Below are 25,941 nucleotides of genomic sequence, written 5' to 3' on the forward strand. Positions count from 1 at the left end.
GGGCGCCAGGCGCGCCCGCGCCGCCGGTGGCGCCCGCGCCGCCGGTGGCGCCCGGAACGCCGGGCACCGGCTCGCCGCCGAGGATGCCCTGCGCGCTCGCGGTGAGCGCGCGGAGCTGCGCGGTCAGCCCCTCCACGTTCACGACGATGGCGTGGATCCGCTCCTTGTCGCGCCCGGAGATGTCGCGCAGGTCGTTGGTGAACTCGCGGGTGTTCTCGAGGATGTCGGCGAGGTTCCGGCTGTTCTCGTCGACGATCCCCTCGACCTGCTGGGTGATGCGCGCGAGGTTCTCGATGACGTTCCGCAGGCTGCCCCGGCCGCTCGTCACCGTCTGGGCGAGATCGCCCGTGACGGTCTGGACGTCGTTCGAGATCTTGGAGAGCGACTCCACGAGCTGCTGGATGCTCGTCGCCTCCTTGATGCAGGTGATCTCGCGCTCGGACTCCGGCAGGGAGGCGAGGAGCGGCCTGGACTCCGACCCGGGGGCCACGTCGAGGAGGGCGTCCGGGAGGAGCGCCGACGGGAACACCTTGGTGAGGCAGGCGTCGGTGTGGAGCTGGACGTCCTTCTTGATGCGGATCTCGAGGAGCGCCTTCGCCCCCACGAGCGAGATCTTCGACACCTCGCCGACCTGGATGCCGGCGATCTGCACCTTGCTCTTCCAGGTGAGGCCGGTGGCGTCGGAGAAGCGCGCCACGACGAGGTAGCTCTCCTTGTCGGAGAAGCCGCCCTTCTTGAGGAACGTGAAGGCGAACAGCAGCGACAGCCCGGTCACGGCGACCAGGGCGCCCACGGCGAGGGCCTTGTTGAACGCGGGCTTCACGGTGAGCAGAGCACGGGGGCTGGGGTCACTGCTTCTGGAACCAGGTGGAGAGGAAGCGCTGCACGAACGGGTCCTTGCTGTCGCGCACCTCCGCCGGCGTGCCTTCCGCCGCGAGGCGGCCATCGTAGAGCACCGCCATCCGATCGGCCACACGGAAAGCGCTGGCGATGTCGTGCGAGATCACCATGCTGGTGATACCGAGCCGCTCCTTCGCGTGCTGGATCATCTCGTCCACGTAGTTGGTGGTGATGGGGTCGAGGCCGGTGGTGGGCTCGTCGTAGAGCACGACCTGGGGGTCCGAGACGAGCGCCCGCGCCAGCGCCACCCGCTTGCGCATGCCGCCGGAGAGCTCGGCGGGCCAGCGCGGGAGGACCTCCTCCCCGAGGTCCACGACCGCGAGCTTCTCGACGACCCGCGCCCGGACCTCCTCGCGCGAGAGCTTCTGCCCCCGCCGCCGCTCGCGGAGCGGGAACGCCACGTTGTCGAAGACGTTCATCGAGTCGAAGAGCGCGGCCCCCTGGAAGACCATCCCGAACTGCTGCCGGGCCTCGGTGAGCGCCTTGCCCTCGAGCGCGGAGATCTCCTTCCCGCCCACGACCACCCGGCCGCGGTCTGGCTTGAGGAGGCCGATGACGTGCTTCATGAGCACGGTCTTCCCGGAGCCGGACCCGCCGAGCACCACGTAGGTCTGCCCGTCCGGCACGGTGAGGCTCACGCCCTGCAGGACGTGGTTGTCCCCGAACGACTTCCAGAGGTCGGTCACCTCGATCGCGGCCATCGGGTCAGGTCCCCACGAACAGGACGGTCGCGGCGTAGTCCGCGACGAGGATCGCGATGGAGCTCGAGACCACCGCGCGGGTGGTCCCCTCGCCGACCCCGCGCGCGCCGCCGCTGGCCGAGTAGCCGCGCCAGGTGGTGATGAGCGAGACGATGGCGCCGAAGATGACCGCCTTCCAGAGCCCGTGGAAGATGTCGTCCGGCCCGACGATCTCGCGGGTGTGGGCGATGAAGGGGCCCTCCGGGATCCCCGCCACGTAGACGCCCATCACGTACGCGCCCGCGAAGCCGAGCGCGTTGAAGAGCATGGTGAGCGCGGGGAACATGAGGATGGAGGCGATCACCCGCGGGACGACCAGGTACTGGATGGGCGAGACCGCCATGGTCTCCATGGCGTCGATCTGCTCGGTCACCCGCATGGTCCCGAGCTCGGTGGCGATGGCGCTGCCCGCCCGGCCGGTCACCATGAGGGCGGTGAACACCGGGGACAGCTCGCGGGAGAGGGCGAAGGCGGTCGAGCCCCCCACGTAGCCCTCCGCGGCGAACTGCTTCATCGCGAAGTTCATCTGCAGGCCGAAGACCATCCCGGCGAAGGTGCCGGTCACCCCCACGATGAACGCCGACCCCGCCCCGATGAACGCCATCTGGGCGAGGATGAGCTCCAGCCGCGCCGGCGGCCGCAACGCCCAGGCGACGGTCTCGGTGGCGAAGAACAGCATCCGCCCGAAGTCCTCGATGCCGGCACGCAGGGTCCTCATCGCGCCGCATTCTGGCACGCCCTCCCCCGGAGCGCCTGTTCTCGAACGTGTCATGGCGCCACCCGCTTGCGTTGAGCGTCGCGAGGCACACGATGCCGTCGCCGAGCGGGGGCACACGACGACCGAGCAGCGCAGGCGTGCCTGTTGGCACGTCGAGCAGCGCAGGGAGGAGTCTGCCCCGCGCAGGCAGGCAGCGTGCGCCGCAGCAGCTCAAGGCGAGGGGGTGTCGCCATCAGGAGCCAGGGGGGGGTGCGGCCGCGGAGGACCGCCGCTATACTGCGCGGCCCCATGGTCAAGGTCGGCGGCGAGGTCGATGCGTTCTGCACGAAGTGCCAGCTCACGCTGGCTCACACGGTCCACGCGATGGTGTCGGAGCGGCCGGTGAAGGTCGAGTGCAACACCTGCCACGCGGTGCACCGGTACAAGGGGCCCATCGGCGCCGCCAAGGCGGCGGCGAAGGCCGCGCACGGCCGGCCGGCGTCCGCGCGGGCGAACGGGACGGCGCGCGAGCGCCCCGCCGCGGTCTCGTTCGAGGAGCTGCTCGGCGGGCGCAACGTCGCCGCGGCGCAGCCCTACTCGCCGAAGAAGACGTTCGCGATGGACGAGGTCGTCGATCACCCGATGTTCGGCCGCGGCTTCGTGTCCGGGGTCCGGGACGGCAAGGTGGAGATCACCTTCCGCTCCGACGTGAAGATCCTCGTCCACGGCCGCGGGTAGGGAGCCGGCGCACACGCGCCGCGCTTCCCCGGCGCGCCGCCGTCCGGTACGTTCACGGTCGGTAGGTAGCTCACTTCGACGCCCCGCCCCCGGAGGGGAGCTGGAGCTGGTGATCCCATGCGCGCACTCCTCGCGGTCGCCGTCCTCGCCGCCCTCGTCTCCTGCAAGCGGTCGCAGCCCGCCGCGCCCGCGAGCCCCGCGGACGCCGGGCCCGCGGCCGCCGCGCCGGCCGGTGCGCCCTCGAGCGCGTTCGTCGGCACCGTCGTCGCGCTCCGCCGCGAGCCGAGCGACGCGGCGAAGGTCCCCGGGCCGACCGGCAAGAGCGTGGGCAACTTCCTCGCGACGCTCCACCGCGGCGAGCAGGTGACCGTGGTCGAGGCGCGGGAGGACTGGGCGAAGGTCCGGCTCTCCGACGATCACGAGGGGTGGCTCAAGCGGACCGCGCTCGTCGAGGACGCCGGCGCCTCGCCGGCGACGGTCCTCGTCGCGGCGGACGTGTTCGACCGTCCCGAGCTGCTCGCCGCGAACGCCCGCCGGAAGATCGAGCCCGGCACCCTCGTCCTCGTCCTGAAGCAGCGGCCGCCCTTTGCCGAGGTGAACGTCGCGGGGACGCAGACGGCCTGGGTGCTCGCGGAGCGGCTCGCGACCGGCGACAAGGAGATCGCCGTCGCCAAGCTGATGCAGAAGGCCCGCTGGCTCGCGCGGATCGGCAAGAAGGACGAGGCGCTCCAGGCGCTCGCCCTCGCCCGCGAGAACTTCGCCGGGGTCGCCCTGGTGGACGTCCTCGCGCGCGAGCTCGGCGAGGAGCCGGCTCCCGCCGACGGCGCCGCGGCCGCGCCCGCCGGCGGCGAGCCCGTGCCGGCGCCGGCGCCGGCCGAGAGCGGAACGCGGCCGTAGCCGACCTCCGGGCGAGCCGGAGGACTTCGCCGAGGGTCGAAGCGCGCGCGCGGGCCGCCCCTCGACTCCGCGCGGCCCGTGGGGCGCGCTCCGCTCGGGGCGAACGGGAAGAGTTTCGCGGGCCGAGGCCGAGGCCTCCCCCCCGCCCCTACCCTCCCCGCAGCGCCGCGAGGGCGGCCGCGAGATCCGCCGGCAGCGGCGCCTCGATCGCGAGGGGCGCGCCGCTCGCGGGGTGGCGCAGCTCGAGCCGGGCGGCGTGGAGGGGGGTGCGCTCGAGCAGGATCGCAGCGTCGGGGCCGCGCAGCGGCTCCGCCTCGCCGTAGTCCGGATCCACCGCGAGCGGCAGGCCGGCGTCGGCGAGGTGGACCCGGATCTGGTGCGTCCGGCCGGTCTCGGGGAGCGCCTCGACGAGGGCGAGCGGTCCGCCCGCCCACGGCCGGACCGGAAAGGCCTCCAGGAGCCGGACCACGGTCGCCGACGGCTTGCCCTTCGGATCCCCGGGGCGCGCCGGCCGCATCCGCCCGCGCCGCGCCGGCGCGATGGGGACGTCGATCCGGCGCTCGGCGGCGGGGGTGCCGCGCACGAGCGCGAGGTAGCGCTTCCGGGGCTCGCCGCGATCGAAGGCGAGGTTCAGGGTGCGGTGGGCCTCGGCGGTGCGCGCGAAGACCACGACGCCGCTCGTGCCCCGGTCCAGCCGGTGGACCACCCAGAGCCGGCCGTGGGCCGCCTCGAGCTCCTCGCGCAGGCTCGTCTCGCCGCCCTGCCGCCCCGGGATGACGAGCCGCCCGGCGGGCTTGTCCACCACCAGGAGGTGGGCGTCCTCGAGCAGGACCGGGATCGTCATGGCGCCAACCGTCGCCGAGCGTGGGCACACGACGACCGAGCAGCGCAGGCCATCCGAGGCTCCGTTCGCCCTGAGCGTAGGCGCGCGGAGCGCGCCGGAGTCGAAGGGCGAGCAGCGCAGGGCGAAGTCTGCCCCGCGCAGGCAGGCAGCGTGCGCCGCAGCAGCTCAAGACGAGTGGGGGTCGCCATCAGACCATCTTCCGGGCGGGCACCACCTTCACGGGCCCGAACTTCTCGAGGGATCGCGCGATGGCCTTCGCCGGCCCCACCGCCACGATGGCGCTCCGCTCCCGGGGCAGGTAGCGGCGGGCCACGACCCGGCACGCCTCGGTCGTCACCGCCCGGATGCGCTCCCGGAAGCCGGTCACCTCGTCCTCGGAGAGGCCGAACAGCGCGAGGTCCGAGAGCTTCTCGGCGAGCTGGTCGTGCGTCTCGAGCGAGAGCGGGTACAGGCCGGAGAGGTAGCTCTGCGTCCGCTCCAGCTCCTCGGCCGTCGGCCCGTCCCCGCAGAAGCGGGCGGTCTCGTCGAGCGCGACCTGGACGATCTCGGCCGTCGTCTCGACCTTCGTGAACGTCGAGACGAAGAAGAGGCCCCCTGCCCCGCTCGTCGCGAAGCGGCTCCGGACGCCGTAGGAGAGCCCCCGCTCCACGCGGATCGCCTCCATGAGGCGCGAGGTGAACCCGCCGCCGAGGATGGCGCTCGCCACCAGCCCCGGGAAGTAGTCGCGGCTGCTGCGCGCGAACCCCTCCGAGACGATCCGGACCTGCGTCTGGGTCACGTCCGGCTTGTCCACCACGACCACCGCGGCCCGCGGCGGCGCGGGCGGCGCGATCACCGGGGCGGGCGCGGCCGGGCCTCGCCACCCGCCGAGCCGGCGCCGCACCTGGGCGAGGACCTCCTCCGCGCGGACCGCCCCGACCACGACCACGAACGCGTCGGCGGGCCGGTAGTGGCGGCGGTGGAACGCGAGCACGTCGGCGCGGCGCGCGGCGCCGAGGTCCTTCACGCTCCCCTCCGGCGCGTGGCCGTAGGGGTGATCGCCGAACGCCGCCGCGAGCATCGCCCGGTCGGCGACCACGCCGGGCTCGTCGAGGTCGTGGGCGAGGCTCGCCACCTCGCGCCGGCGGATCCGCTCGACCTCCCGCGCCGGGAACGTCGGGCCGGCCGTCACGTCGGAGAGGATGTCCAGGCAGCGCGGCAGCGCCTCGACCGGGGCGGTGAGGCCGACGTAGGTGGCGTCCTCGTCCACCCCGGCGGCGAGATCGGCGCCGAGCGACTCGACGGCGAGGTCGATCTCCGGGCCGGTCCGGCGGCGGGTCCCGCGCCGGGCGGCGAGGGCCACGAGGTGCGCGAGGCCGCAGCGACCGGCCGGATCGAACGAGGCGCCGCCCCGGATGACGAGCCGCGCGGCGACGAGGGGGACGCCCTTGCGCTCGGCGACGATGACCCGAAGCCCGTTCGGGAGCGTCTCGCGGTGGATCGGGGGCAGCGTGATGGGGGCGGTCACCGGCTCTCCTCGGGCTCGAGGACCACCACGCAGCGGCGGGCGGGGGCGAGGTACTCGGCGGCGACGCGCCGCACGTCGCGGGGGGTCACGGCGGCGTAGTGCTCGAGGGCGCGCCCCGCCTCGCGCCAGTCGCCGAGGAGCGCCTCGGCCTGGCCGAGCGCGTGCGCGACGCCGTGGTGCGTCGCGAGCTCGTGCAGGACCGAGCTGCGGAGGAGCGCCTGCGCGCGCCGCACCTCGGCCGCGGCGACGCCCTTCGCGGCGATCCCTGCGAGCTCGTCCCGGAGCACCGCGTCCGCCCGCTCCGCGGAGACGCCGGGCGAGAGCTCCGCGAACGCGAGGAACACCCCCGGATCGATGCGCCAGCCCCAGCTCACCGACACGGACACGGCGAGCTCGAGCTCGTGCACCATCCGCCGCCGGAGCCGGGAGGACTCGCCCGACGCGAGGCAGACCTGGAGCACGTCGAGCGCCGCCGAGTCGGGGCTCCGGCCCGCCGGGCCGCGCCAGCCGGCGAGCAGCGCGGGGGCCTGCGCCGGGTAGCGGACGACGGCGCGCCGCTCGCCGCGCTGGAGGGGCTCTCCCTGCGGGACCGGAGCCGGGGCCGGGCCGGCGGGGATGTCGCCGTAGAGCCGCTCGACGAGGGCGACGGTCTCGTCGGCGTCCACGTCCCCGACCACGTACACCGCCGCGTTGCTCGGGGCGTAGTAGGTCCGGAAGAAGGCCTGGCAGTCCTCGCGGGTGATCCGCTGGATGTCCTCCATCCACCCGATCACCGGCCAGCGGTAGGGGTGGGCGAGGAAGACGAGCGCCTCGAGCTGCTCCTCCATGAGGCCGAAGATCGAGTTCTCGGTGCGGAGCCGACGCTCCTCCTTGACCACCTCGCGCTCCTGCTCCAGCGCCTCGGCGGTGAGCCGCAGCGAGCGCATCCGGTCGGCCTCGAGGTCCACCACCGTGGGGAGCGCGTCCGCGGTGAAGTCCTCGTAGTAGGCGGTCACGTCGTTCGACGTGTAGGCGTTCGAGTTTCCCCCGCGGGACTCGAGCACGCGGTCGAACTCCTTCGGGCCGTACTTCGCGGCCCCGTTGAACATCATGTGCTCGAACAGGTGGCTGATGCCGGTGGTGCCGAGGCGCTCGTTGCGCGAGCCCACCTGGAAGAACGTGTAGTAGCTCACCGTCGGCACGCTCCGCTCCGGCAGGACGCGGAGGCGGAGACCGTTCGGCAGCGTATGGGCCCTCACCTCGCCGAGGTCGAGGACCGCGGAAGTCGTCGATCGCGCGGACACGTGGCGAACATAGCCGCGCGGCGCCGCAGCGTCCACGGAGGCCCTCGGCCGCGTGCCCGGCCAGACGCCGCGCACGGGCGAGCGGAGATCGCCGCGCCGGGCGTGAGGAATCCGTCGCGGCGCCGCGCCGTTCTTATACGTCCAGTACATAGGACACAGGGTCGGTGGATCGGCCCGCGCGATTGGACCTACAAAGCGGCGCCGCCCAACTGGCGAACCATTCGTTCTTCTAGCGCTTTCAGCAGCGAGAGACCCCAGCCACATGTCCAACAAGACCAAGACCCAGCGCGATCCGCGCCGCGAGGAGCTCCGCCGGCTCGGCGAGCGCGTCCGTGAGCACCGCCGTACCCGCGGGATGACCCAGGAGGCGCTCGCGGAGGCGCTCGACCTCTCGGTCGCCTACGTGAGCCTCATCGAGCGCGGCGGCCGGAACCCGCCCTACACGACCGTCGTGGCCATCGCGCGCGCCCTCGGCGTCCCGCCGGCCCGTATCGTCGCCGAAGACTAACAGCGCCGCTCGATTGGGCTGAGCCCTGCTGCGGCGCACGCTGCCTGCCTGCGCCGGGCAGACTCCTCCGTCCGCTGCTCGACGTGCCTTCCAGGCACGCCTGCGCTGCTCCGTCGTCGTGTGCCCCGGCTCGGCGACGGCATCGTGTGCCTCGCGACGGGCCCGACCCAACCGAGAGGCGCTATGACGGCCAGCGGGCCCCGGGCAGCGCGCGGTGGTTTTCCGCCACCGCCTCACAGCGAGTCGATCGGCCGGCCGCACGCCGCGCAGCGCCCCGCGCGCCTGCGGAGCGGGAGGCCGCAGCCCGGGCAGCGCTTCACCGACGGCTCGCGCCGCCGCGCCGCCGCGCGCCCGTCCCCTTCGGGCGCCCGCCCCGCCTCGAGCCGCGCGACGCGCGCCTCGAGCGACGCGAGCCGCGCGAGCAGTTCCTTCACGGTGGGACGTCTGGTGGCAACCACGGCGCGCCGAGCGTGCCACGGCGCGCCCGCCGGTCAAGTTCCGCGGCGGCCCGCGCGGGCGCGTTGAGGCCCCCTCCCGTCCGTGTTATCTGCGGCCGAGATGGAGACGCCGAGAGGCCAACGCGCGCCCGCTCCCCCGATCGAGACCCAGCCGGCCCCCCGGGCACCCTTCCGGGACGGCGCTGCCTTCGAGGACCCCCGCATCCTGTCGCTGCTCGAGACGCCGCGCGTCGCGCACCGCGAGGTGCCGCACGAACGCGAGATCTTCGTCAACCGGAACCTCCGGATGGACCGGATCGAGCTCGTCGGCTTCGACATGGACTACACGCTCGCGATCTACCACCTGCGCCAGATGGAGACGCTCGCGTTCGAGATGACGCTCGCCCGGATGATCGAGGCCATGGGCTACCCGCCCGAGATCGGCGGGCTCCAGTACGATCCCGGGTTCGTCATCCGCGGTCTCGTCGTGGACAAGCTCCACGGCAACATCTTCAAGATGGACCGGCACAACCACGTCGGGCGCGCGTACCACGGCCGGCGGCCGGTGCCGCTCGAGGAGGTGCGCAGGCTGTACCGCGACGAGAAGATCCACCTCTCGCTCCCGCGCTTCGCCTGGATCGACACGCTCTTCGCGCTGCCCGAGGCCTGCCTCTTCGCGCTCATCATCGAGCTGCTCGAGGGCCAGGGCCGGCAGGTGGACTACCACCGGCTCTTCGACGACATCCGCGAGGCGATCGACACGGTCCACCGCGACGGCTCCCTCAAGGCCGAGGTGAAGAAGGACCTCGATCGCTACCTGGTGAAGGACCCGGACCTCGGCCCGGCGCTCCACCGGCTCCGCTCCGGCGGGAAGAAGCTCTTCCTCCTCACCAACTCGCTCTGGGACTACACCGCGGCGGTGATGTCCTTCGTCCTCGACGGCGTGCTCGCCGAGTACCCGAGCTGGCGGAACTACTTCGACGCGGTGATCACCGGCGCGGCGAAGCCGGCCTTCTTCTCCGAGCGCCGGCCGCTGCTCGCCCTCGGGCCCCACGGCGAGCCGCTCGGCGAGGCGACCTCGCTCGAGCGCGACCGGTGGTACGAGGGCGGCAACCTCCCCGCGTTCGAGCGGCTCATGGGGATCGGCGGCGACCGGGTCCTGTACGTCGGCGATCACATCTACGGCGACATCCTCCGCTCGAAGAAGAGCTCGCTCTGGCGCACCTGCATGGTCGTGCAGGAGATCGAGGCCGAGCTCGCCTGGCTCGAGCAGCACCAGGACGCGCTCCAGGAGCTGGCGCGCCTCGAGGAGCTGCGGCTCCGCGTGGAGGACGAGGTCGCGGTGCACCGCTCGGCGCTGAACGTCCTCGATCGCCGGTTCGAGCGCGAGGCGCCCCACGCCGAGGATCGCGACGAGCTCGAGGACGAGCGGCAGCGGACGAAGCGCGAGCTCGAGGGGCTCCGCCGGGCGCTCCGCGACGCGAACGCGCGGGTCGAGGCGCTCGAGCGGACCGTGGAGGAGGGCTTCAACCCGTACTGGGGGCTCACCTTCAAGGAGGGGAACGAGACCTCGCGCTTCGGCGAGCAGACCGAGGTCTACGCCTGCCTCTACACGAGCCGCGCCTCGAACTTCGTCTTCTACTCGCCGATGCAGTACTTCCGGTCGCCGCGCGCGGCGATGCCGCACGAGCGGAGCGCGCCCATCCGGATCTCGCCGTACGGCGACGAGCACGGCGCGCCGGTCGCCGGCGACCGTCCCTCGAAGGCCTCGAAGGCGTCCCGGTAGGTCCGCCCCGAGGCCCGCTGGCCCGCGGGGATCGCCCGCGGCAGGCCCCCTCCCCGACGATCGCCTCCCGGCGGCCGAACGCCGCTTGACCCCGCCCCGCGGCGCACGTAAACCCGTTCGCGGCAGAGCGTCCTAGGCTGGTGCCGGGCCCGGTCTTCAAAACCGGTGAATGGTGCTGAGAGGCGCTGTTGGGGGGTTCGATTCCCCTGCTCTGCCGTGCCGGTTCTCGTCCCCCCTACGTTTCCAGCAGGTTCTCCGGTTCGCCCCCTGGTCGGACGCGATCACCACACCACCGAGGGCGACACCTCGGTCCAGTGGGCCGATCTGCGTGGTCCTGCCGCCTCGTAGCTCCGCGGCCACCGCGGCGGGACGCGCCGGTGGATGTCCTTCGCTTCACCGAGAGGCGCATGGGCCGCGCGGTGACCGGCGCCGTCTGATGCACGACGACTGACGATGAGTCCGGCCTCCGGTCAAGGCGAGACCTGGAAGACGAGGTCGTCCTGATCGTCCACCACCTTCGTGTTCGAGGCCGTTCCGCACGCCAAGGGGGTCGGCGAGGCGATCCCGGAGACGTTGACGAGATGAGTCCGCACCGCCTTCACCCCGGCCGGGCCGAGGGGGAGCGACGCCGCGAGCACCTGCGCGCCCGCCTTGGTCGGGTAGAGCGTGGTGAGATATTTCCAGGCCGCGGGAGAGACCCCGTCCGACACGTACACGTACACGCGATCGCTGCTCCAGCTCTGCCCGGCGAACACCGTCACCTCGAGGGTCCCCGTCGTGTTGGCCTGGAGGGGAACGCCATCGGCGGCGAGGACCCTCACGCGATCGATCGACTCGTCCACGTGGTACGTCCCCGCGGTGCCGTCGGCGCAGCCGTCCACCGTGTTCGGCGCGTTGGCCTCCGGCCCGAGCCGTGCGCGCCCGTCGAGGAGCGTGCCGGAGTCGCAGTACCAGCCCGTCCCGCACCGCGGGGCGCCCACCGTCGCGTCGAACTTCGCGTTCGCGGGGACGCTCACCGCGAACGCGAGATCGTCCGCCTCGTCGTAGGAGGCCGCGAGCTCGTCGGGCTTGAGCTCCGCGGTCGGGCAGGTCGAGGCGGACCCGCCATACCGGTAGACCCCGCGCACGACCTGGAACGCGCTGGGCGGCAGCGCGAACTCGGCCGAGAGGACATGCGCTCCGGGGCCGCTGGGGTGGAGCGTCGCGAACCAGCGCCAGACGGGGGCCGAGGGATCTCGCGCGTAGTAGAGATCGAGCGCATCGTCCGTGAAGCCGCTGTACGCGAAGACGCGCGCCTCGACCCGCACGCGGCTCCCCGGAACGAACGTCAAGCCGTCCAGGCTCGACACCGCCAACGCGTCGAGCGACTCGTCCACGTGGTACGTGCCGGCCCCGCCGTCCGCGCACGCCCCGAGCGTGTCGGGCGCATTCGACTCCGACGCGCCCCGCCCGTCGAGCAGCGCCGCCCCGGAGTCGCAGAAGCTCGCGGCGGTCGAACACACCGGGATGCCGTAGGCCGGATCGAACGCGGCGTTCGGGACGTTCTGCACCGTGACCGTGATCGGCCCGGCGTCCGTGTGGTTTCCGCTCGTGTCGTACGCGCGCACCTGGAGCTGGTGCGTGCCGTCCGCGACGAGGCCGGCGGGCCAGAGCGTCGCGTAAGGCGGCACCGTCGCCCGATCGAGGAGCACGCCGTCCACGATGAACTGGACCTGCGCGATGCCCACGTCGTCGGAGGCGGCGGCGCGGATCTCGACATCTCCGCTCACGACGCCGCCGTCCGCGGGGTAGACGATCGACACGGAGGGCGGGTTGGTGTCGGCGGGGCTCCCCACCGCGAACGCGAGGTCGTCGTGGTCGTCGTAGGACGCGGCGAGCTGCGCAGTGGTGAAGCCGTCGGTGCTGCACGGGGTCGGCCCGGTCCCGGCGAAGCGATAGGCGGCGCGGACCGCCTGCAGCGGCCCGGTCGAGAGCGTCAGCGGCTGGGGCAGCGTCCAGACCAGATCCTGGTTCTGGCTGGCCGCGGAGGTCGTCGGTGGCGTGATGGTGTCGAGGAGGATCCAGGCCGGGTTCGTGGCGTCCTCGGCGTAGTAGACGTCGATCTGGTCGCCCTCGTTCGCCTGCACGGCCCAGTACCAGACGTCCACGTAGACCTGCTTGCCGGCGGCGAGGGTGCTGCCGTCGGCGGTGCGGACCTGGATCGCGTCCACCGACTCCTGCTGGTGATACGCGCCGGCGGTGCCGTCCGCGCAGCTCCCGGCGAGCGTGTTGGGCGCGTTCACCTCCCTCGAGCCCGGACCGTCGAGCAAGGTGCCCGACCAGCACCACGCGCCCGAGGAGGTACAACGCGGCACCTCGAGGTCGGGCGCGTAGACCGCCGTGGTCGGATTCGAGACGGTGACCTCGACCGGAGCGCTGCTCGCGAGGTTGAGCCCGAGATCGTAGGCGACCGCGACGAGCGCGAACGTGCGGTTGTCGATGGAGGTCGTGGACCAGCTCAGGTGGTAGAGGGTCGAGTCGAGGGGATCGACCGTCGCCGTGCCCACGAACGTCGAGTCGGCGAAGACGCTCACGTGGTCGACGCCGACGAGGTCGGTGGCCTTCACGGTGATGTCGATGACGCCGCTCACCGCGCCGGCTGCCGGCTGCTGCACCGACACGACGGGCGGCAGGTTGTCCACGCGCACGGCGAGGGCACCGCTGGTCGCGCTGAGGCCGGCGAAGTCGTACGCCGTCGCGTACAGCGCGTGCGAGCCGTCGGCGAGGGCGCGCGTGTCCCAGGCCACCGCGAACGGCGCGGCGATCGCGGACGCGACGATGTTGCCGGCGACGGTGGCGTCGTCGTGGAGGAAGTCCACCTTCGCCACCGCGCCGTTGTCCTGGGCGTTCGCGACGAGCTGCACGAAGCCCTTCACGATCGGCGCCGGGGTGGCCGCCGCGGGCTGCGAGATCGAGACCGTCGGCGGGATGGTGTCGGCGATCGCCACCGCGACCGAGGCCTCCCCCACGTTCCCGGCGCGGTCGTACGCGCGGGCGACGAGCGTGGCCGGGCCGTTCGTCAGGCCTCCGCTACTCCAGGAGGCGCTCCACGTGCGCCCGGCGGGGTCGTAGGCTGCCTTGCCCACGTAGGCGCCGTTCGCGAAGAGCTCGACGCGGTCCACCTGGTCGTCGTCGGAGGCGGTGCCCGCCAGCGCCACCACGCCCTGAACCGGCGCGCCGGCGGTGGGCGACGAGATCGCGACCGCGGGCTTCACGTTGTCCACGAAGACGGTGACGGGCGCCGAGACGGCGTGCAGCCCCACGCCGTCCCACGCCTCCGCCCAGAGCGCCACGGAGCCGGAGAGGCCGGTCGTGTCCCAGTCCACCGCATACGGAGGCGTCGTCGGCGTGCCGAGCACCTTCCCGCCGGCGACGAGCTGGACCTTCGCCACCGACCGGTTGTCGGTCGCGTCGGCCTCGACGTGAACGACGCCGCCCACCATCGCGTCCGGGTCGGGGAGCGTGAGCCGTACCGACGGCGCGGCGAGATCGCTCACCGTCACCGCGACCGGCGTGCTCGTCCTGGAGTTGCCGCTCGCGTCGTAGGCGACGGCGGTGAGCGCGTGCGCGCCGAGCGCGATCGGATCCACGTTCCAGCTCGCCGAGAAGACGCCGGAGCCATCCGAGGTCGTCGCCGTCGCGACGAGCGCGCCGTCCGCGTGGAACTCGACGCGGGTGACCACCTGCCGATCGTCATGCGCGGCCGCCGAGAGCGTCACGGTCCCCGAGAGCGCCGCGTTGCTCGCCGGCGAGACGATGTCGACCGTCGGAGGCGTCGTGTCGGGGTTCCCCGAGGCGACGAAGAACGCGAGGTCGTCGTGGTCGTCGTACGGGCCCGTCGTGCACTCGGAGCGGTCGCCGCCGTAGCGCACCGTGGCGCGGATCGCCTGCAGGGCGCTCGCCGGCGTCGCTGGGAACGCGGGCAGCCGGTACGTGGTGAACCGGACCGTCTGGAGGCCGGCCCCCGGGACGTCCGCCGAGCCGACGTAGCGCCACAGCGGCGGATCGCCGGCGTCTGCGGCGGACCACAGGTCCACCACGTCGGGGCCGTAATCGGGGTAGGCCCACACCTTCACGACCACCTCGACCAGGGTCCCCTCGGCGAGCACCGGGCTCCCGTCGGCGACGTGGACCTCGAGCGCGTCGATCGACTCGTCCAGGTGGAAAACGCCGCCCGCCCCGTCGGCACACGCTCCGTGCAGGGTGTTCGGGAAGTTCGGCTCCGGGCCCACGGGACCGCGCCCCACCTCGAGCGCTCCGGTGGCGCAGCGGACACCCGCCGTGAGACAGGCGGGCGCGCCGAGCGTCGCCAGGTACGTGGCGTTCCCGGGGTTGGTGACCGTCGCGGAGGCCGACGCCTCGGCGACGTTGCCTGCCACGTCATAAGCCCGGGCGAGGACCGTGTGAACGCCATCGCCGACGGTGGCGCTGTTCCAGGCTGCGGTCCAGCCGTTCGAGCCGTCCGCATCGGCGCCGACGTAGGCGCCGTCGACGAAGAAGGCCACCGACGCCACGGGCCCGGTGGTCGAGGCGGCGATGGCGACGTTACCAGTGAGCGTCGCGCCGGCCGCCGGATACGAGAGCTGGATCGCGGGCTTCGCGGCGCCGGGATCGAGCGGCGCGACGAAGCCGACGTAGAGGAACCGATCCGGTGACCCGGCGGTCCGGCCGGACGGGCCCCCAAGGGTCGCGTTCCCGACCAGCGCGTCGCGCACCGCGCTGGTCGCTGCGTCTGGATGGAGCTGGAGGAAGAGCGCCGCCGCGCCCGCCACCTGGGCGGCGGCCTGCGAGGTGCCGCTCGCGGTGTGGTAGCCGCCGTCGCTCCAGGCGGAGGAGACGTCCTGGCCGGGCGCGAACAGCGAGACGCAGGAGCCCTGGTTCGAGAAGGTGGCCGCCGCGTCCTGCCCGTCGGTCGCGCCGACCGCGATCGCGCCGGGAGCCGCCGCAGGGAGCGTCCCGCAGGCGTCGATCCCCGAGTTCCCCGCCGCCGCGATGACCGGAACGCCCGCGGCGATCGTGTTGGCGATCGCATCGGAGAGGGCCTTCGAGAGCCCGGCGGTGACCCCGACGAGGGCCACCGCCGGAGCCTGGTGGTTCTCCTGGATCCACTCCAGGGCGGCGATCAATGCCGAGACCCCGCCCACCCCGCTGCAATCGAGGGCCCTGACCGAGTGGACCGCCGCCCCGGGAGCGACGCCCACGGTCGCGCCCGCCGCCACGCCCGCGAGGTGCGTCCCGTGCCCGTTGCAGTCGGTCTGGTCGTACGGATCGGCGATCGCCGAGAAGTCCGCGGTCGCGCGCCCCCTGAGCTCCGCGTGATCGAGCAGGATGCCGGTGTCGACCACGTAGACGTGCGCGCCCTGCCCGCTCGCGGGCGGCGCGTAGAGACCGTCGAGGGGGAGCGCGCGCTGGTCGACGCGGTCGACGTTCCACTCCACCGACGCGGCGTGGACGTAGGAGTCCTCCTCCGCATAGCGAACGATGGGCTCGTCGGCGAGGGCGGCGGCGTTCTGCGGCGGGAGCTTCACCGCGACCGCGGTCTGTGGCGGGCCGTACCAGCGCAGGACCGTCCCGCCGTGGCGCGCCGCCAGGGCGCTCGCGTCCGCCTCGGTGCTCCCGGAGGCGAGCGCGACGATGTACTGGCCGCTGATCGGCTCGGCCGCGCGGAGGAGCTTCGAGCTCCGATCCGGACCGGACGAGGCCGGATGAGACCCCGAGCAGGCCGTGGCAAGGGCCGCGAAGAAGACGATCGTCCGAGGCGCGCGCATAGATGACTCCCTCCGCTCTTCGCGGCTGGCCCCGCCGGGGCCGTCCCACCACAGCTGTGCAGCTACTTCGCGACCGCGACGGGCTTGTGCGGTCCGCGATCCTCGGGGGCCTGGGCGCCCTGCTCGCGACCGATCCGCTCGAGCGCCGCCTCGTCGATCTTCACGTCCCCGCTCGCCCAGAGCCGGTCCATGAACTCCTTGAACGCCTTCTCCCGCCGGTCCGCGGTGATCCGCGCCTTGATGGCGTCCCGAAGCTCGTCGTAGCGCGCCTCGCGCCCCTCCTCGCGGGCGAGCACCTTCACCAGCTGGAAGCCCGCCGCGCTCTCGACGACGTGATCGACGAGCCCCGCGGGCGAGGCGCCGAAGACGAACTCGGCCACCTCCGGCCCGAGACGCTGCGCGATCTCCTCCCGGGTCAGGAACGGCAGCTCGCCCGCCGCCGGGCGGCTGCGGGGGTCGTCGGAGAGCGTGAGCGCGAGCCGGCCGAAGGCGTAGTCGTCCTTCGAGCGACGCACGGTCCCGAGCGCCTTCTCCGCCTCCTTGCGTTTGAGGGCGCGCGCCTCCGGATCCGACGCCGGCGCGAGGAGCGCAACATGGGCGAGCCGGACGCGCTCCGGCCGGCCGAGCTGCGCCTGGTGCTCGTCGAAGAAGCTCCGGATCTCGGCATCGGTCGGGAGCTGCTTCTTGAACGGTTCGTCGAAAGACTTCTCGATCTCGAGGCGCGCGAGCTCTTCCGAGTAGCGGCGGAGGAAGTCGGGCGTCCGCTCGCGCCCGGCGGCCTCCGCGCGTTCCGCCAGGAGTCGCGCCCTCACGAGCTGCTCGACTGCGGCCCGCCGCTGGCGCGCATCAGATGTTCCGGCGATGGCGTCTCGAACGTCGTCGGCGCCGAGGGCACCGCCGGAGTATCTCGCGATCTTGCTCCCGGCCGGGCCGGTCCGCGAGAGGAGGCTGTCTGGCGCCGTGAGGCGACCGAGAAGAAACGACGCCACGATCGCGGCGAGCACGAGCACCTTCGCCTGATTACTCATCGATTCTCCCTACAGATTTCGTTCCACATATCCACGCAGAGACCGTGGCCCGAGCAGCAAGAAGCGGATCGACGCGCTCCAGCGGCTCAAGAATTCCGGAATGGTTGGCCCCACCGAACACGAATTCAACGGCCCGCTGACACGCGTCCGGCACGCCGGTTCCCAGAACCTCGCCCATATCTGTCCACTCATCGTGCAGCTACTTCATCTTCTCCCCCGAACTACTCTCAGTCGGGGCGTTGGGCGTGTTCGGGGCGTTGACGTTGACGCGATAGTTCGTCGTGCTACTCCATCGCGGCAGGCGCTACGCTGGGACGGCAACCTGAAAGCTGTCCAGGTTTCCGTCATCAGCAAAAACCGCATTCACGTTAGCGTCACCTATTACATCGATTTGAGGAAGTTCTGAGTTAGTGAACCATCGTATTCCATGCTGTTCCGACCATGACCGGAGTTGCGCCCGGGTCGTCGTTCTTCCGAGCGGAAGGACACCCGAGAATAGCCACGAGCAAGGCTCGCGCGCGTATCTAAAATAGATGCCAATAAGCCGAAGTTTGCGGCGATAAAACGACACCTGTACAAGCCTGCGCTCATAAGTCCACAACTCAATTCCACGCCGGCGCGTCACTTCATCCGGTTCCCCCAAGGCGCTTCTCACCTCGCCCGCACTCATCCCGAGTACGGCCTCACGAAGAACACCAGTCCTCAAGAAGGCGAGGAGACAAGACTCCGTTACGGACATGGCATCCTCTTCAGCGCCCCGACCGAGAGAAGTTTTCGCGGACCATGCGTCCGCCGCGCGGACGGCCGCCGCTGCACAACTCCCGCACTTCCGGCGATCCCTCCTCGGCACGCCGGTTGCCCTGGGCGTTGGCATGACTGCGCCGCGCCAGGTCCTCAAGGGCACTACTTACCTCGTCACCCGCCGCTGCTCCGAGCGCCGCTATTTCCTCCGCCCGTCGAGCAAGACCGACGCCATCTTCCGCTACGTCCTCGCCGTCGCAGCGGAACGGTGCCAGATCCAGGTCCACGCCTTCTGCGTGCTCTCGAACCACTTCCATATGGTCGTCACCGACCCGCACGCCCGACTCCCCGAGTTCCACCGCTACCTCGACGGCCTCGTCGCCAGGGCGATCAACTGCGCCCTCGGGCGGTGGGAGAGCTTCTGGGGCCCCGACAGCTACAGCGCGGTGAGGCTCGAAACTGCCGACGCGATCATCGAGAAGATGGTCTACGTCCTCGCCAACCCAGTCGCCGCCGGCCTCGTCCGCCGCGGCCGGGAGTGGCCGGGGCTCTGGTCCGATCCGAACTTGATCGGTGGAGAGCCCATCGTCGCCGAGCGGCCGACGAAATTCTTCCGCAAGCTCGGCTGCATGCCGGCCTCGGCGAACCTCCAGCTCCACAGGCCTCCCGGGTTCGAGTCGGACGACGCCTTCGCCCGGCGGCTCGGCAAGGCGCTCCGCGATGCCGAGGACCGCGCCGCGGCGAAGCTCGAAGTCGAAGGCCGCTCCTTCCTCGGCGCAGCCCGGGTCCTCGCGCAGAAGCCCCACGCCCGCCCTGCCCCCGGTGAACCGCGAAGAGGGCTCAATCCCAGGGTCGCCTGCAGGGCCAAGTGGAAGCGGATCGAGGCGCTCCAGCGGCTCGAGGAGTTCGGACGGGCCTATCAGGCCGCGCTCGAGTCCTGGAGGACTGGCGTTCGCGACGTCCTCTTCCCTCCCGGCACGTGGCTCATGCGCGTGCAGCATTCCGCCCTGTGCGGCGAAGCGTGCGGATAGCATCATTGCTTCATCGCTCCGTCAGTCCAGACACGTTCGGCCGGCTCTCCCGGTGAGATGCCGAGGGCTCGCTCACGCCACCACCTTGGTCTTCGCGCACAGTGACCCACTCTCTGCGTCTCGCCGCGCTTGTCGCTGCGCTCTCCATGGCGTCCTTGCCTCACCACTCCGGCCTCGAAAGGCCGCTCCTACCGGTCGACGCTCGATCCCTCATCCCCTCCCCGCAACTACTCTCGGTCGGGGCACTCCATTGCTGCTTCCTGATGAGCACTCTTCCATCAGATCGGCTTCAACCGGTTCGGTGTTCTAGGGCTCCCATTCGATCATCTGTTCCACGGCGAAGCGGAACCATGCCCACACATCGGGAAACACCCTTCTTTGTTCTGTTCCGGGTGTTGCTCCATCATGGAGCAGCACAACCTGCCCCGGCCGCGACCGGTCGAAACACGCCACGTCGTCGTTGTCTTGCCGTCGAGCGAACGGGAGGCGCTCAGTGCCTGGATACCGCCGAACTAGCTCGGCCGCGTAGCGTGTGACCCGCTCTGCGTCCAACAGATACCAGGGAGTCAGGTCCACGATGCCCTGCTCCACCAACCGGAGGTAGGCCCGCGGATAAGTGAACCACGGCGGGCACTGAGAGTCGTCGAGTACGCGAATCGTCATGGCTTAGTTACTCTTTGGAGGCTCGGGGGATCCGTTCGGATATGCAGTGCGGAAGCCCGCACCCTGCCCATCTATCCGGTTCTTCACGGCATCGCCCCACGTTTGGGGCTTCACCCCTGCTCGTGACGTGAACCGCTCAACCTGGCCTGCCGGGAGAGATTCGCCGGCCTCGTGCACCACGGCAGGAACAGGAGTGTTGGTACGAGTAGCGGCGAGGAGGCGCGTATTGTCGACCGTAACTAACGTGCCATCGGGCATGCGGACCACGTCGACAGGCGGACCCTTCCACCCTTTCTTCTCCATGCTCTTCACCAGTTCCTCGACGCCACTCACAGTCCGCTGCGAATATCGGATACTGCGCGGGTCAAGCGCGACAGGGTCGGCCGCAGGTGCGCGCCTTGGCGTCGCCACCTTTTCGCCAGCGGTCAGGCCGACACCCACGAGAACGGGAAGGGCCTGGAAGACGAACGCATTCTCGACATCCAGGAGATCCTGCTCGGATCGCTGGAGGCCCGGCAGCCGGGCGCCGTAAGGGGCTATCGCGTCGCGCAGCAGTCCGTGTTGCGAGAGATACTCGGGGCTAACCTTGTCCAAGAGGCCAGAGCGCTCCAGGTAATCCGCAGAGATCGGATTCTCCAGGATGCGGCTTTCGACCGGGTCCTCTCCATCGGGATCGATAAGACGCTGAGGGGACCACAGCGCGTAGGCGAAGAGCGAAAGCTTCCTCGGATCCGGAGCGTCGGTCCAGCGTTGCACAATGGGATCGGTGCTCTTCCACCTCACCCTCACCGAATCGAAATACCGGGCGCCGAAATAGTAGAGCCCCGTCTCCTCGTCGAACTCCTTGCTCGTGAAGAGGAACCTCTGCCCCTTCACCGGGGCCCCGTCCGCGTCGCTCTGCGGATCCCGCCACACCTCGCCGTACGGGAAGTACTCGACGTGCTCGTGCACCCGCCCGTTCTGGTCGGTGACCCAGCTCGTCGAGCCGAGGTGATCGGGGTGGTAGTAGTAGGTCTCCGGCCGTACGGTGGTGTCGTCGAACCGGTGGTTCACCGACGGCTCGCCTCCCGGTAGCACCGGGCATTTCTGGGGCTGGTAGTTGGACGGATCGCAGCCGTTGTCGTTCTGCGTGCCGTTCGCCGTGCTCGAGGTGGCCGCGAGGGTCGCGGTCACGGTGGCGGTCGGCGCGCCGGTCCAGCCCGGCGGCGGGAGGAGCTTGGAGGCGAGCCGCGTCGCGCCGGCGAAGACGTGCTTCGTCGCGGCACGCCGCCCCTTGAGCGACCAGAACTGCCCAATGGTGATGCTCTCCCCTCCCCGGCCGAGCTTCACCACCCGATCGCCCGCCGCGTCGTAGACGAACCGCGTGATGTTCCGACCACCGCCCTCGATCACGTGGTCGAGCCGGTTCTCCTCCGTCCAGCCGAACCGCCGCAGGTGATCCGCGGTCGCGGTGCAGGTGGGATCGCCCTGGTCCCGGCACTCGGCGGCGGTGTTTCCGTTCGCGTCGAAAACCACGAACGTGTCGCCGATCCGGGTCGCCCGGTGCGGATGGGCCGGATCGTACGCGTAGGCGAACTCGTGGTTCGTCTGCGGCGGCCGCTCGTAGGACACGCTCGCGTCGCCGTGCACGACCTCGTGCACCTGCACGTTGGCGGTCATGTTGTGGATATCGGAGAACGCGTACGTCGCCGTGAACCGGTCGATGGTGCGCGGCCGCGACTTCGCCTCGCCGTGCGCCATCTTCAGCCGGTAGAGGTCGTCGTACTGGAACTCGTACCGGACCTCGCCCGACCGGTCACCGACCGGCTCCCCCAGGGCGTTCACCATCGACTTGACGTTGCCCACCCGGTCGTAACCGTAGGTGATCGCCTGGAGCGTCCGCCCGAGCGGCGTCACCGTCGTGAGCCTGTGGAGCCGTCGCGTGAGCGGCTCATAGCCATAGCTCGAGACGACCCCGTTTCCGAGCACCATCCGGACCCGCTGACCGAACTCGTCGTACATGAGCGACGCGAGGTAGACTTCGTCGCCCGGTACGCTCGAGCCCGCCGGCCGGTGCCCCGTCGCGCTCTCGAGCAACCCGCCCGCGTCGTACTGGTAGCCCACGGTCTCCATGTCCGGATAGGTGATGCTCATCATCCGACCGAATGAGTCCCAGGTGAAGGACGTGGTGAAGGTCTGCGTCCGGTAGTACGGAGGCATCGCCTTCAGCACCCGGGTCGTGGACGCCAGCGAGCCCAGCTCGTCGTAGCTGCGCTTCTCGACCCCCGCGTCGTCCTGCACCTCGACGATGCGCCCGACGCCGTTCTTGTCCGCGTCCGCGAGCTTGCCGTAGACGTACGTCACGTTCCGGCTCGAGTCCGGGTACTCGATCTTGACCAGCTGGTCGTAGTCGTAGACGTAGTGGATGAAGCGGCCGGCCTGGTCGAGGTTCGGGTCGTACTTCCGGATCACGTTGCCGGCCGGATCGAGGTCGAACCGGAGCGCCCCCGTGTCGGGGTTCACCAGCTTCGTCCGCCGACCGAGGAGATCGTACTCGGCCCAGGTGGTGTTCCCGGCGGCGTCCACGATCTTCCTCAGGTCGCCAACCGGGTTGTACTCGTAAGACGTGGTGGGCGTGCGCCCCTCGATCCGCTCCTCCACCGCGACGACGCGGTCGGCGGCGTCCTTGTACGTCGCCTTCGCGTGCCCCTCCGCGTCCGTGGCGACCGTCCGGTAGCGCCGGGTGACCGAGCCGGCCGGCATCCCGAAGCCGATGTCGACGCGGGTGATGGACCCGTCCGGCTCGACTGTCTCGATCATGCGACCGAGGTCGTCGTAGAGGAACCGGGTCGGGTTCCGGGGCGTCCCGGGGACGTACTCCGGACGGGAGCTGAAGCTGCCGAAGGTCTGGCCCTGGAGCGCGACGCGCCCCATCGCGTCATAGACCTGGTGACCGCTGACGGACCAGCCGATCCCCTTGGTCTGCTCCGACGTAGCCATCTCCGCCGTCTTCTTCGTCTGGATCGTGCGTCCGAGCCCGTCCATGACGATTACGGTATCGACGCTCCCGCGGCTGTCGCCCGCCCTGCGCGGCAACCGGTTGTGCGTCCACGCGTAGGCCGGCGCCGCGTCGTGAGCGTAGGTGATCCAGACCGTCGGCGCGGCGAGGGTGTCCTTCGGGCCCGCGAGCCGCTCGAGCCGGCCGAACGCGTCGAACGCGCGCGCCGTCACCTTCCCGTTCACGTCGGTGGTCGTCGTCGCCTCGCCGAAGCGGAAGTCGTAGTCGGCCGTCGACGTGTAGCCGTGCGAGTCGGTGATCGAGGTGACGTACGAGCCGGTCACGCCGTCGTACCCGTAGTTCGTCTGGTACCGCAGGCGGCTCTCGTTCTCCGGTCCCTGCACCCAGTCGAGCGTGCCGTTCGCGTTCCAGTGGAGATCGGTCGTGGCGCTCTGGCCGTTGCCCAGGTCGGCGACGAACTTCTGGAGATTCCCGGCGCCGTCGTACATGGCCGAGCGCGACCTCAGCACCTTGCCGCTCAGGTCGGTGACGACCACGGACTCCGGGCGCGCGATCGAGTAGAGCGCGCTTGCGGCGGAGTCGGTCGCGTACCGGATCGTGGCGAGGAGATCGTCGGCGGGATCGGCGACGTCGCCGAAGTCGTGGAACGCGATCACGTTCCCCGTCTCGTCGTAGGTGAACTCCTGTCGCGTGACGAGGCCGGCGGTCGGCTGCCCCTCGTAGGACCGCTTCTCGACCGCGGCGAGCTTGGTGAAGAAGGACCCGCAGTAGGACCGCGGATCGAGGAGGATGGGCGTATTGCTCGAGCAGCCCTGGGCGGGCGTGGTCTGGAGCAGCGGATCGCTCCAGGAGTTGACCGTCTCCACCCATACCCGGTCGTCCTTGCCGAGCACGCGCTCGGAGACGAGCAGCCCCTTCGTGAGGGCGTTCGCGTTGCTGAAGACCTGCTCGAGCGTCGTCCCGTCCGGGTTCGTCCGCGTGACCTTCTCGAAACCGAGGAACTCCCGCTCGATGCGGTCGTAGCGGCCGTTCTTGTACGAGTACTTGGTCTCGAGATCGTGCCCCGGCTCACCGGCAGCGGCTCGTCCGAGCGCCCCGGCCCCGTCGTAGGCGGCGAGCAGGTAGCTCTTCGCGCCGACGACGGGATTCCAAGACGCGCTCGCGGAACCCAGGCTCCCGTCGCTCGCGACGAGCCCGAGCGGCTGATCCAGCCAGGGTGGCGACCCCACCGTGAACTGGCCGACCACCGCGGTCGCCCCGGACTGCGCGGTCACCGTGTACGTCCCCTGCGCAGCCGGGATCCCGGGCGCCCAGGTCAGCGTGCGGGGGAAATTGGCGTAGTAGGTGAGCGCGAGCGGCGCGCTCGCCGGCAGGTTCGGGCCGACCACCTGGACCTCCCAGGTCGAGGTGGTCGCCGATCCATCGGCGGCGGAGATGGAGAGCCAGACCGCCAACGACCGTGCGCCGATGCCGTTGTCGTACGCCCCCCCCCCACGGCGCGGAGCACGACCGGCGGAGCGCCGGCGACGCGCGCGAGGCCGAGGCGCGCCTCCGAGACGTCGAACGTCGGCGGCAGGGGCGGCACCATCGCGGAGCTCGCCGCGATGGCCGCGAGATCGGCCGAGACCGCCAGCACCGACGCGCTGTACGCGCCCGACGGGAGCGCGGAGAGATCGCAGCTCGTGCCGCTCCCCGCGGTATCGAGCTGCAACGCTCCGGCGGCATAGACGCGACAGATGTAGGCGATCGCGCCCGGAACCGGCGCCCAGTCGATCCGGGAGCCGTCGGCCGCGACCACGGGCGCCGGGAGCGGCAGGCTGCTGCTCGCGACATCGAGCGAGACGCTCGCGCGGACCGAGTCCTGCCCGCTCTCCGCGACGACCTGATAGCTACCCGGGCTGGGCGCGGCGTCGCGCATACCACGAGGCCATGTACGCGCCCGGGCCGGTCACCGACTGGAGCGTCGCGACGGTGATCCCCGAGCCGTCGCGTACGGTGATGGTCCACGGTGAGCTCGGCCCCGCCCCTCCCGCATCACGGAGCGTCGCGACGAGCGCGGTTCCGAGCCGACCCGAGCCGTCGTCGTAGACCCCGACCCGGGCCTCCAGCGCGAACGGTGAGCTCTTGGCCGAGGACGAGGACCCACACGCAGCGATGACGAGCAGCGTGAGCGATGCGTGAAACGCGCGCAGCAAGCGAGTGCGCACGGCTCTCCCCCTGAGAAGCACGTCCGGAGGGTGTGAGACACACTCGCCGGCCTTCGGTACGCCCTAGGGCCGCGTGGGTCCGGGCTATTGCTCGCTCGCCTCGCGGTCGAGGTCGCTATTGTCGTGCCGTGTTGGTCGACGAGCCTGCCAAGGAGATCACGGTCCGTCAACGAGAAACGCAGAGCGCCACGGAATCGCTACACTTTCCGTTCCGCGCACCATCGGTCGAACACGAGCTGCTCTTCGAGCTGTTCGTATCCTGCCCGCTCACCGCGGCCACGATCGACGACAGAGCCCGATCCCTGCTCGCGCGGGGGTGAGCTTCTTCTCGCCGTCGCTGTCACGGCATCGGGGTGATCCGGCGCCCACGTCACCTCGCATGACCGCTTCAGCCATTTCGTTTGATATCAGGCTGAACCATGCTCCCACCGGTCCGACCTTCTCTCGAGGATCCTACCCTGGACGAGAGCGGCCGTTACGTGATCACCGCGTTCGGATGCGGGTGATGGGAAGCCCCAACAGGACAGCCGTGTCGTGTGGGCAATCCGACCAACGGAGCTCTGGGTCGCATGACGCGAACAGCGCACGCTGCCCGCCTGCTCCGCGCAGACGGGCAGCGTGCGTCGCAGCAGCTCGATGCCAGCAGGCGTCGCGATCAGTGCGCGGGCGGCTGCCTCCCGCCGGCGCCCGCCTGCGCCTCGCGTCCGGCGCGGGCGTAATGCTCCGCCCCCGAGAAGTCCAGGAGCACGCAGGCGTCGTTCCCGACGGTCCAGGCGTCGTGTCCGGGCGGGATGAAGACGTAGTCGCCCGGCTCGATCTCGGCTTCCAGGCCGTCGTCCATCACGATGTGCATCCGCCCCGAGAGGACGTACCCCGAGTGCGTTGCCTGGCAGCTCTCCGTCTTCGCGATCGGCTTCACGTGCGTGGACCACTTCCAGCCCGGCTCGAACACGCCGCGGCCGACCGTGGCGTCTCCGACCTTGACGAGGTCGATCCGCCCCTTCGCCTGGAACGACCGCGTCTCGTCGGGAGACGAGAACTTCTTCACCGTCATCTTCGCCATGTGCCGTCCCTCCCCCATCGGCTAGCTAACGGCGCCGCCGGCGCGGGAGCGGCATTCTCGGGTACG

General features: G+C 71.1%; 18 protein-coding genes and 1 tRNA gene. 7 read left to right on the top strand and 12 right to left on the bottom strand.

Annotated features, from left to right (window positions below):
* The 3 genes from MNZ27_RS07360 to MNZ27_RS07370 all read right to left on the bottom strand — a co-directional run.
* On the bottom strand, positions 1 to 823 hold an 823-nt coding region (locus MNZ27_RS07360), incomplete at its 3' end, for an MlaD family protein (protein ID WP_242393395.1).
* A gap of 25 nt (positions 824 to 848) precedes the next feature.
* Positions 849 to 1,601 (bottom strand): ABC transporter ATP-binding protein, encoded by a 753-nt coding sequence (locus tag MNZ27_RS07365; protein ID WP_242393396.1) that lies wholly within the window; start codon positions 1,599 to 1,601, stop codon positions 849 to 851.
* Positions 1,602 to 1,605: 4 nt separating this feature from the next.
* Positions 1,606 to 2,358, bottom strand: coding sequence for an MlaE family ABC transporter permease (locus MNZ27_RS07370; protein ID WP_242393397.1), 753 nt, complete (start codon positions 2,356 to 2,358; stop codon positions 1,606 to 1,608).
* Positions 2,359 to 2,646: 288 nt separating this feature from the next.
* Here MNZ27_RS07370 and MNZ27_RS07375 point away from each other — a divergent pair, with 288 nt between their 5' ends.
* Together MNZ27_RS07375 and MNZ27_RS07380 are read left to right on the top strand one after the other, a co-directional pair.
* Positions 2,647 to 3,075, top strand: a complete 429-nt coding sequence (locus MNZ27_RS07375; protein WP_242393398.1) for a hypothetical protein — start codon at positions 2,647 to 2,649, stop codon at positions 3,073 to 3,075.
* Positions 3,076 to 3,192: 117 nt separating this feature from the next.
* Positions 3,193 to 3,972 carry an SH3 domain-containing protein gene (locus MNZ27_RS07380; protein WP_242393399.1) on the top strand — a complete coding sequence of 260 codons (780 nt, stop codon included), beginning with the start codon at positions 3,193 to 3,195 and terminating at the stop codon, positions 3,970 to 3,972.
* A 148-nt stretch (positions 3,973 to 4,120) separates the two neighbouring features.
* On the opposite strand, the gene MNZ27_RS07385 is transcribed toward MNZ27_RS07380, so the two are convergent.
* The 3 genes from MNZ27_RS07385 to MNZ27_RS07395 all read right to left on the bottom strand — a co-directional run bounded on the left by MNZ27_RS07385 (position 4,121) and on the right by MNZ27_RS07395 (position 7,606).
* Positions 4,121 to 4,816 (bottom strand): RluA family pseudouridine synthase, encoded by a 696-nt coding sequence (locus MNZ27_RS07385; protein ID WP_242393400.1) that lies wholly within the window; start codon positions 4,814 to 4,816, stop codon positions 4,121 to 4,123.
* Positions 4,817 to 5,003: 187 nt separating this feature from the next.
* On the bottom strand, positions 5,004 to 6,323 hold the full coding sequence (locus MNZ27_RS07390) for a M16 family metallopeptidase (RefSeq protein WP_242393401.1): 1,320 nt from the start codon (positions 6,321 to 6,323) through the stop codon (positions 5,004 to 5,006).
* Positions 6,320 to 7,606, bottom strand: a complete 1,287-nt coding sequence (locus MNZ27_RS07395) for a M16 family metallopeptidase (RefSeq protein WP_242393402.1) — start codon at positions 7,604 to 7,606, stop codon at positions 6,320 to 6,322. Before MNZ27_RS07395 ends, MNZ27_RS07390 begins: the two co-directional genes overlap by 4 nt.
* Before the next feature lie 262 nt (positions 7,607 to 7,868).
* Here MNZ27_RS07395 and MNZ27_RS07400 point away from each other — a divergent pair, with 262 nt between their 5' ends.
* Positions 7,869 to 8,114, top strand: a complete 246-nt coding sequence (locus MNZ27_RS07400; RefSeq protein ID WP_242393403.1) for a helix-turn-helix domain-containing protein — start codon at positions 7,869 to 7,871, stop codon at positions 8,112 to 8,114.
* A gap of 233 nt (positions 8,115 to 8,347) precedes the next feature.
* On the opposite strand, the gene MNZ27_RS07405 is transcribed toward MNZ27_RS07400, so the two are convergent.
* Positions 8,348 to 8,548, bottom strand: a complete 201-nt coding sequence (locus MNZ27_RS07405) for a hypothetical protein (protein ID WP_242393404.1) — start codon at positions 8,546 to 8,548, stop codon at positions 8,348 to 8,350.
* A 124-nt stretch (positions 8,549 to 8,672) separates the two neighbouring features.
* Here MNZ27_RS07405 and MNZ27_RS07410 point away from each other — a divergent pair, with 124 nt between their 5' ends.
* Both MNZ27_RS07410 and MNZ27_RS07415 read left to right on the top strand, forming a co-directional pair.
* Positions 8,673 to 10,337 carry an HAD-IG family 5'-nucleotidase gene (locus tag MNZ27_RS07410; RefSeq protein WP_242393405.1) on the top strand — a complete coding sequence of 555 codons (1,665 nt, stop codon included), beginning with the start codon at positions 8,673 to 8,675 and terminating at the stop codon, positions 10,335 to 10,337.
* A gap of 121 nt (positions 10,338 to 10,458) precedes the next feature.
* Positions 10,459 to 10,554 (top strand) — tRNA-Sec (locus tag MNZ27_RS07415).
* A 253-nt stretch (positions 10,555 to 10,807) separates the two neighbouring features.
* On the opposite strand, the gene MNZ27_RS07420 is transcribed toward MNZ27_RS07415, so the two are convergent.
* Both MNZ27_RS07420 and MNZ27_RS07425 read right to left on the bottom strand, forming a co-directional pair.
* Positions 10,808 to 16,144, bottom strand: coding sequence for an Ig-like domain-containing protein (locus tag MNZ27_RS07420; protein WP_242393406.1), 5,337 nt, complete (start codon positions 16,142 to 16,144; stop codon positions 10,808 to 10,810).
* Positions 16,145 to 16,206: 62 nt separating this feature from the next.
* The gene (locus tag MNZ27_RS07425; protein WP_242393407.1) at positions 16,207 to 17,172 is read right to left on the bottom strand and encodes a peptidylprolyl isomerase; all 966 of its coding nucleotides are present in this window, start codon (positions 17,170 to 17,172) and stop codon (positions 16,207 to 16,209) included.
* 872 nt (positions 17,173 to 18,044) lie between these two features.
* On the opposite strand from MNZ27_RS07425, the gene MNZ27_RS07430 reads away from it, so the two are divergent.
* The gene (locus MNZ27_RS07430; protein ID WP_242393408.1) at positions 18,045 to 18,944 is read left to right on the top strand and encodes a transposase; all 900 of its coding nucleotides are present in this window, start codon (positions 18,045 to 18,047) and stop codon (positions 18,942 to 18,944) included.
* Between the two features lie 666 nt (positions 18,945 to 19,610).
* Here MNZ27_RS07430 and MNZ27_RS07435 read toward each other — a convergent pair.
* Entirely contained in the window at positions 19,611 to 24,059 is a 4,449-nt protein-coding gene (locus MNZ27_RS07435; RefSeq protein WP_242393409.1) for an RHS repeat domain-containing protein, read from the bottom strand.
* A gap of 150 nt (positions 24,060 to 24,209) precedes the next feature.
* Here MNZ27_RS07435 and MNZ27_RS23465 point away from each other — a divergent pair, with 150 nt between their 5' ends.
* The gene (locus MNZ27_RS23465; RefSeq protein ID WP_277957700.1) at positions 24,210 to 24,332 is read left to right on the top strand and encodes a hypothetical protein; all 123 of its coding nucleotides are present in this window, start codon (positions 24,210 to 24,212) and stop codon (positions 24,330 to 24,332) included.
* A 162-nt stretch (positions 24,333 to 24,494) separates the two neighbouring features.
* On the opposite strand, the gene MNZ27_RS07440 is transcribed toward MNZ27_RS23465, so the two are convergent.
* Positions 24,495 to 24,812, bottom strand: a complete 318-nt coding sequence (locus tag MNZ27_RS07440; protein WP_242393410.1) for a hypothetical protein — start codon at positions 24,810 to 24,812, stop codon at positions 24,495 to 24,497.
* 655 nt (positions 24,813 to 25,467) lie between these two features.
* The gene (locus MNZ27_RS07445; RefSeq protein WP_242393411.1) at positions 25,468 to 25,875 is read right to left on the bottom strand and encodes a cupin domain-containing protein; all 408 of its coding nucleotides are present in this window, start codon (positions 25,873 to 25,875) and stop codon (positions 25,468 to 25,470) included.
* Positions 25,876 to 25,941 lie beyond the last annotated feature (66 nt).

Source organism: Anaeromyxobacter oryzisoli, from assembly GCF_022690765.1.
GTDB lineage: Bacteria > Myxococcota > Myxococcia > Myxococcales > Anaeromyxobacteraceae > Anaeromyxobacter > Anaeromyxobacter oryzisoli.

Coding starts and splice junctions, on each gene's coding strand:
- MNZ27_RS07370 (WP_242393397.1), bottom strand. CDS start 2,358: ATGAGGACCCTGCGTGCCGGCATCGAGGACTTCGGGCGGATGCTGTTC.
- MNZ27_RS07400 (WP_242393403.1), top strand. CDS start 7,869: ATGTCCAACAAGACCAAGACCCAGCGCGATCCGCGCCGCGAGGAGCTC.
- MNZ27_RS07420 (WP_242393406.1), bottom strand. CDS start 16,144: ATGCGCGCGCCTCGGACGATCGTCTTCTTCGCGGCCCTTGCCACGGCC.
- MNZ27_RS07445 (WP_242393411.1), bottom strand. CDS start 25,875: ATGGCGAAGATGACGGTGAAGAAGTTCTCGTCTCCCGACGAGACGCGG.
- MNZ27_RS07365 (WP_242393396.1), bottom strand. CDS start 1,601: ATGGCCGCGATCGAGGTGACCGACCTCTGGAAGTCGTTCGGGGACAAC.
- MNZ27_RS07380 (WP_242393399.1), top strand. CDS start 3,193: ATGCGCGCACTCCTCGCGGTCGCCGTCCTCGCCGCCCTCGTCTCCTGC.
- MNZ27_RS23465 (WP_277957700.1), top strand. CDS start 24,210: ATGGCCGCGAGATCGGCCGAGACCGCCAGCACCGACGCGCTGTACGCG.
- MNZ27_RS07385 (WP_242393400.1), bottom strand. CDS start 4,816: ATGACGATCCCGGTCCTGCTCGAGGACGCCCACCTCCTGGTGGTGGAC.
- MNZ27_RS07430 (WP_242393408.1), top strand. CDS start 18,045: ATGACTGCGCCGCGCCAGGTCCTCAAGGGCACTACTTACCTCGTCACC.
- MNZ27_RS07425 (WP_242393407.1), bottom strand. CDS start 17,172: ATGAGTAATCAGGCGAAGGTGCTCGTGCTCGCCGCGATCGTGGCGTCG.
- MNZ27_RS07410 (WP_242393405.1), top strand. CDS start 8,673: ATGGAGACGCCGAGAGGCCAACGCGCGCCCGCTCCCCCGATCGAGACC.
- MNZ27_RS07375 (WP_242393398.1), top strand. CDS start 2,647: ATGGTCAAGGTCGGCGGCGAGGTCGATGCGTTCTGCACGAAGTGCCAG.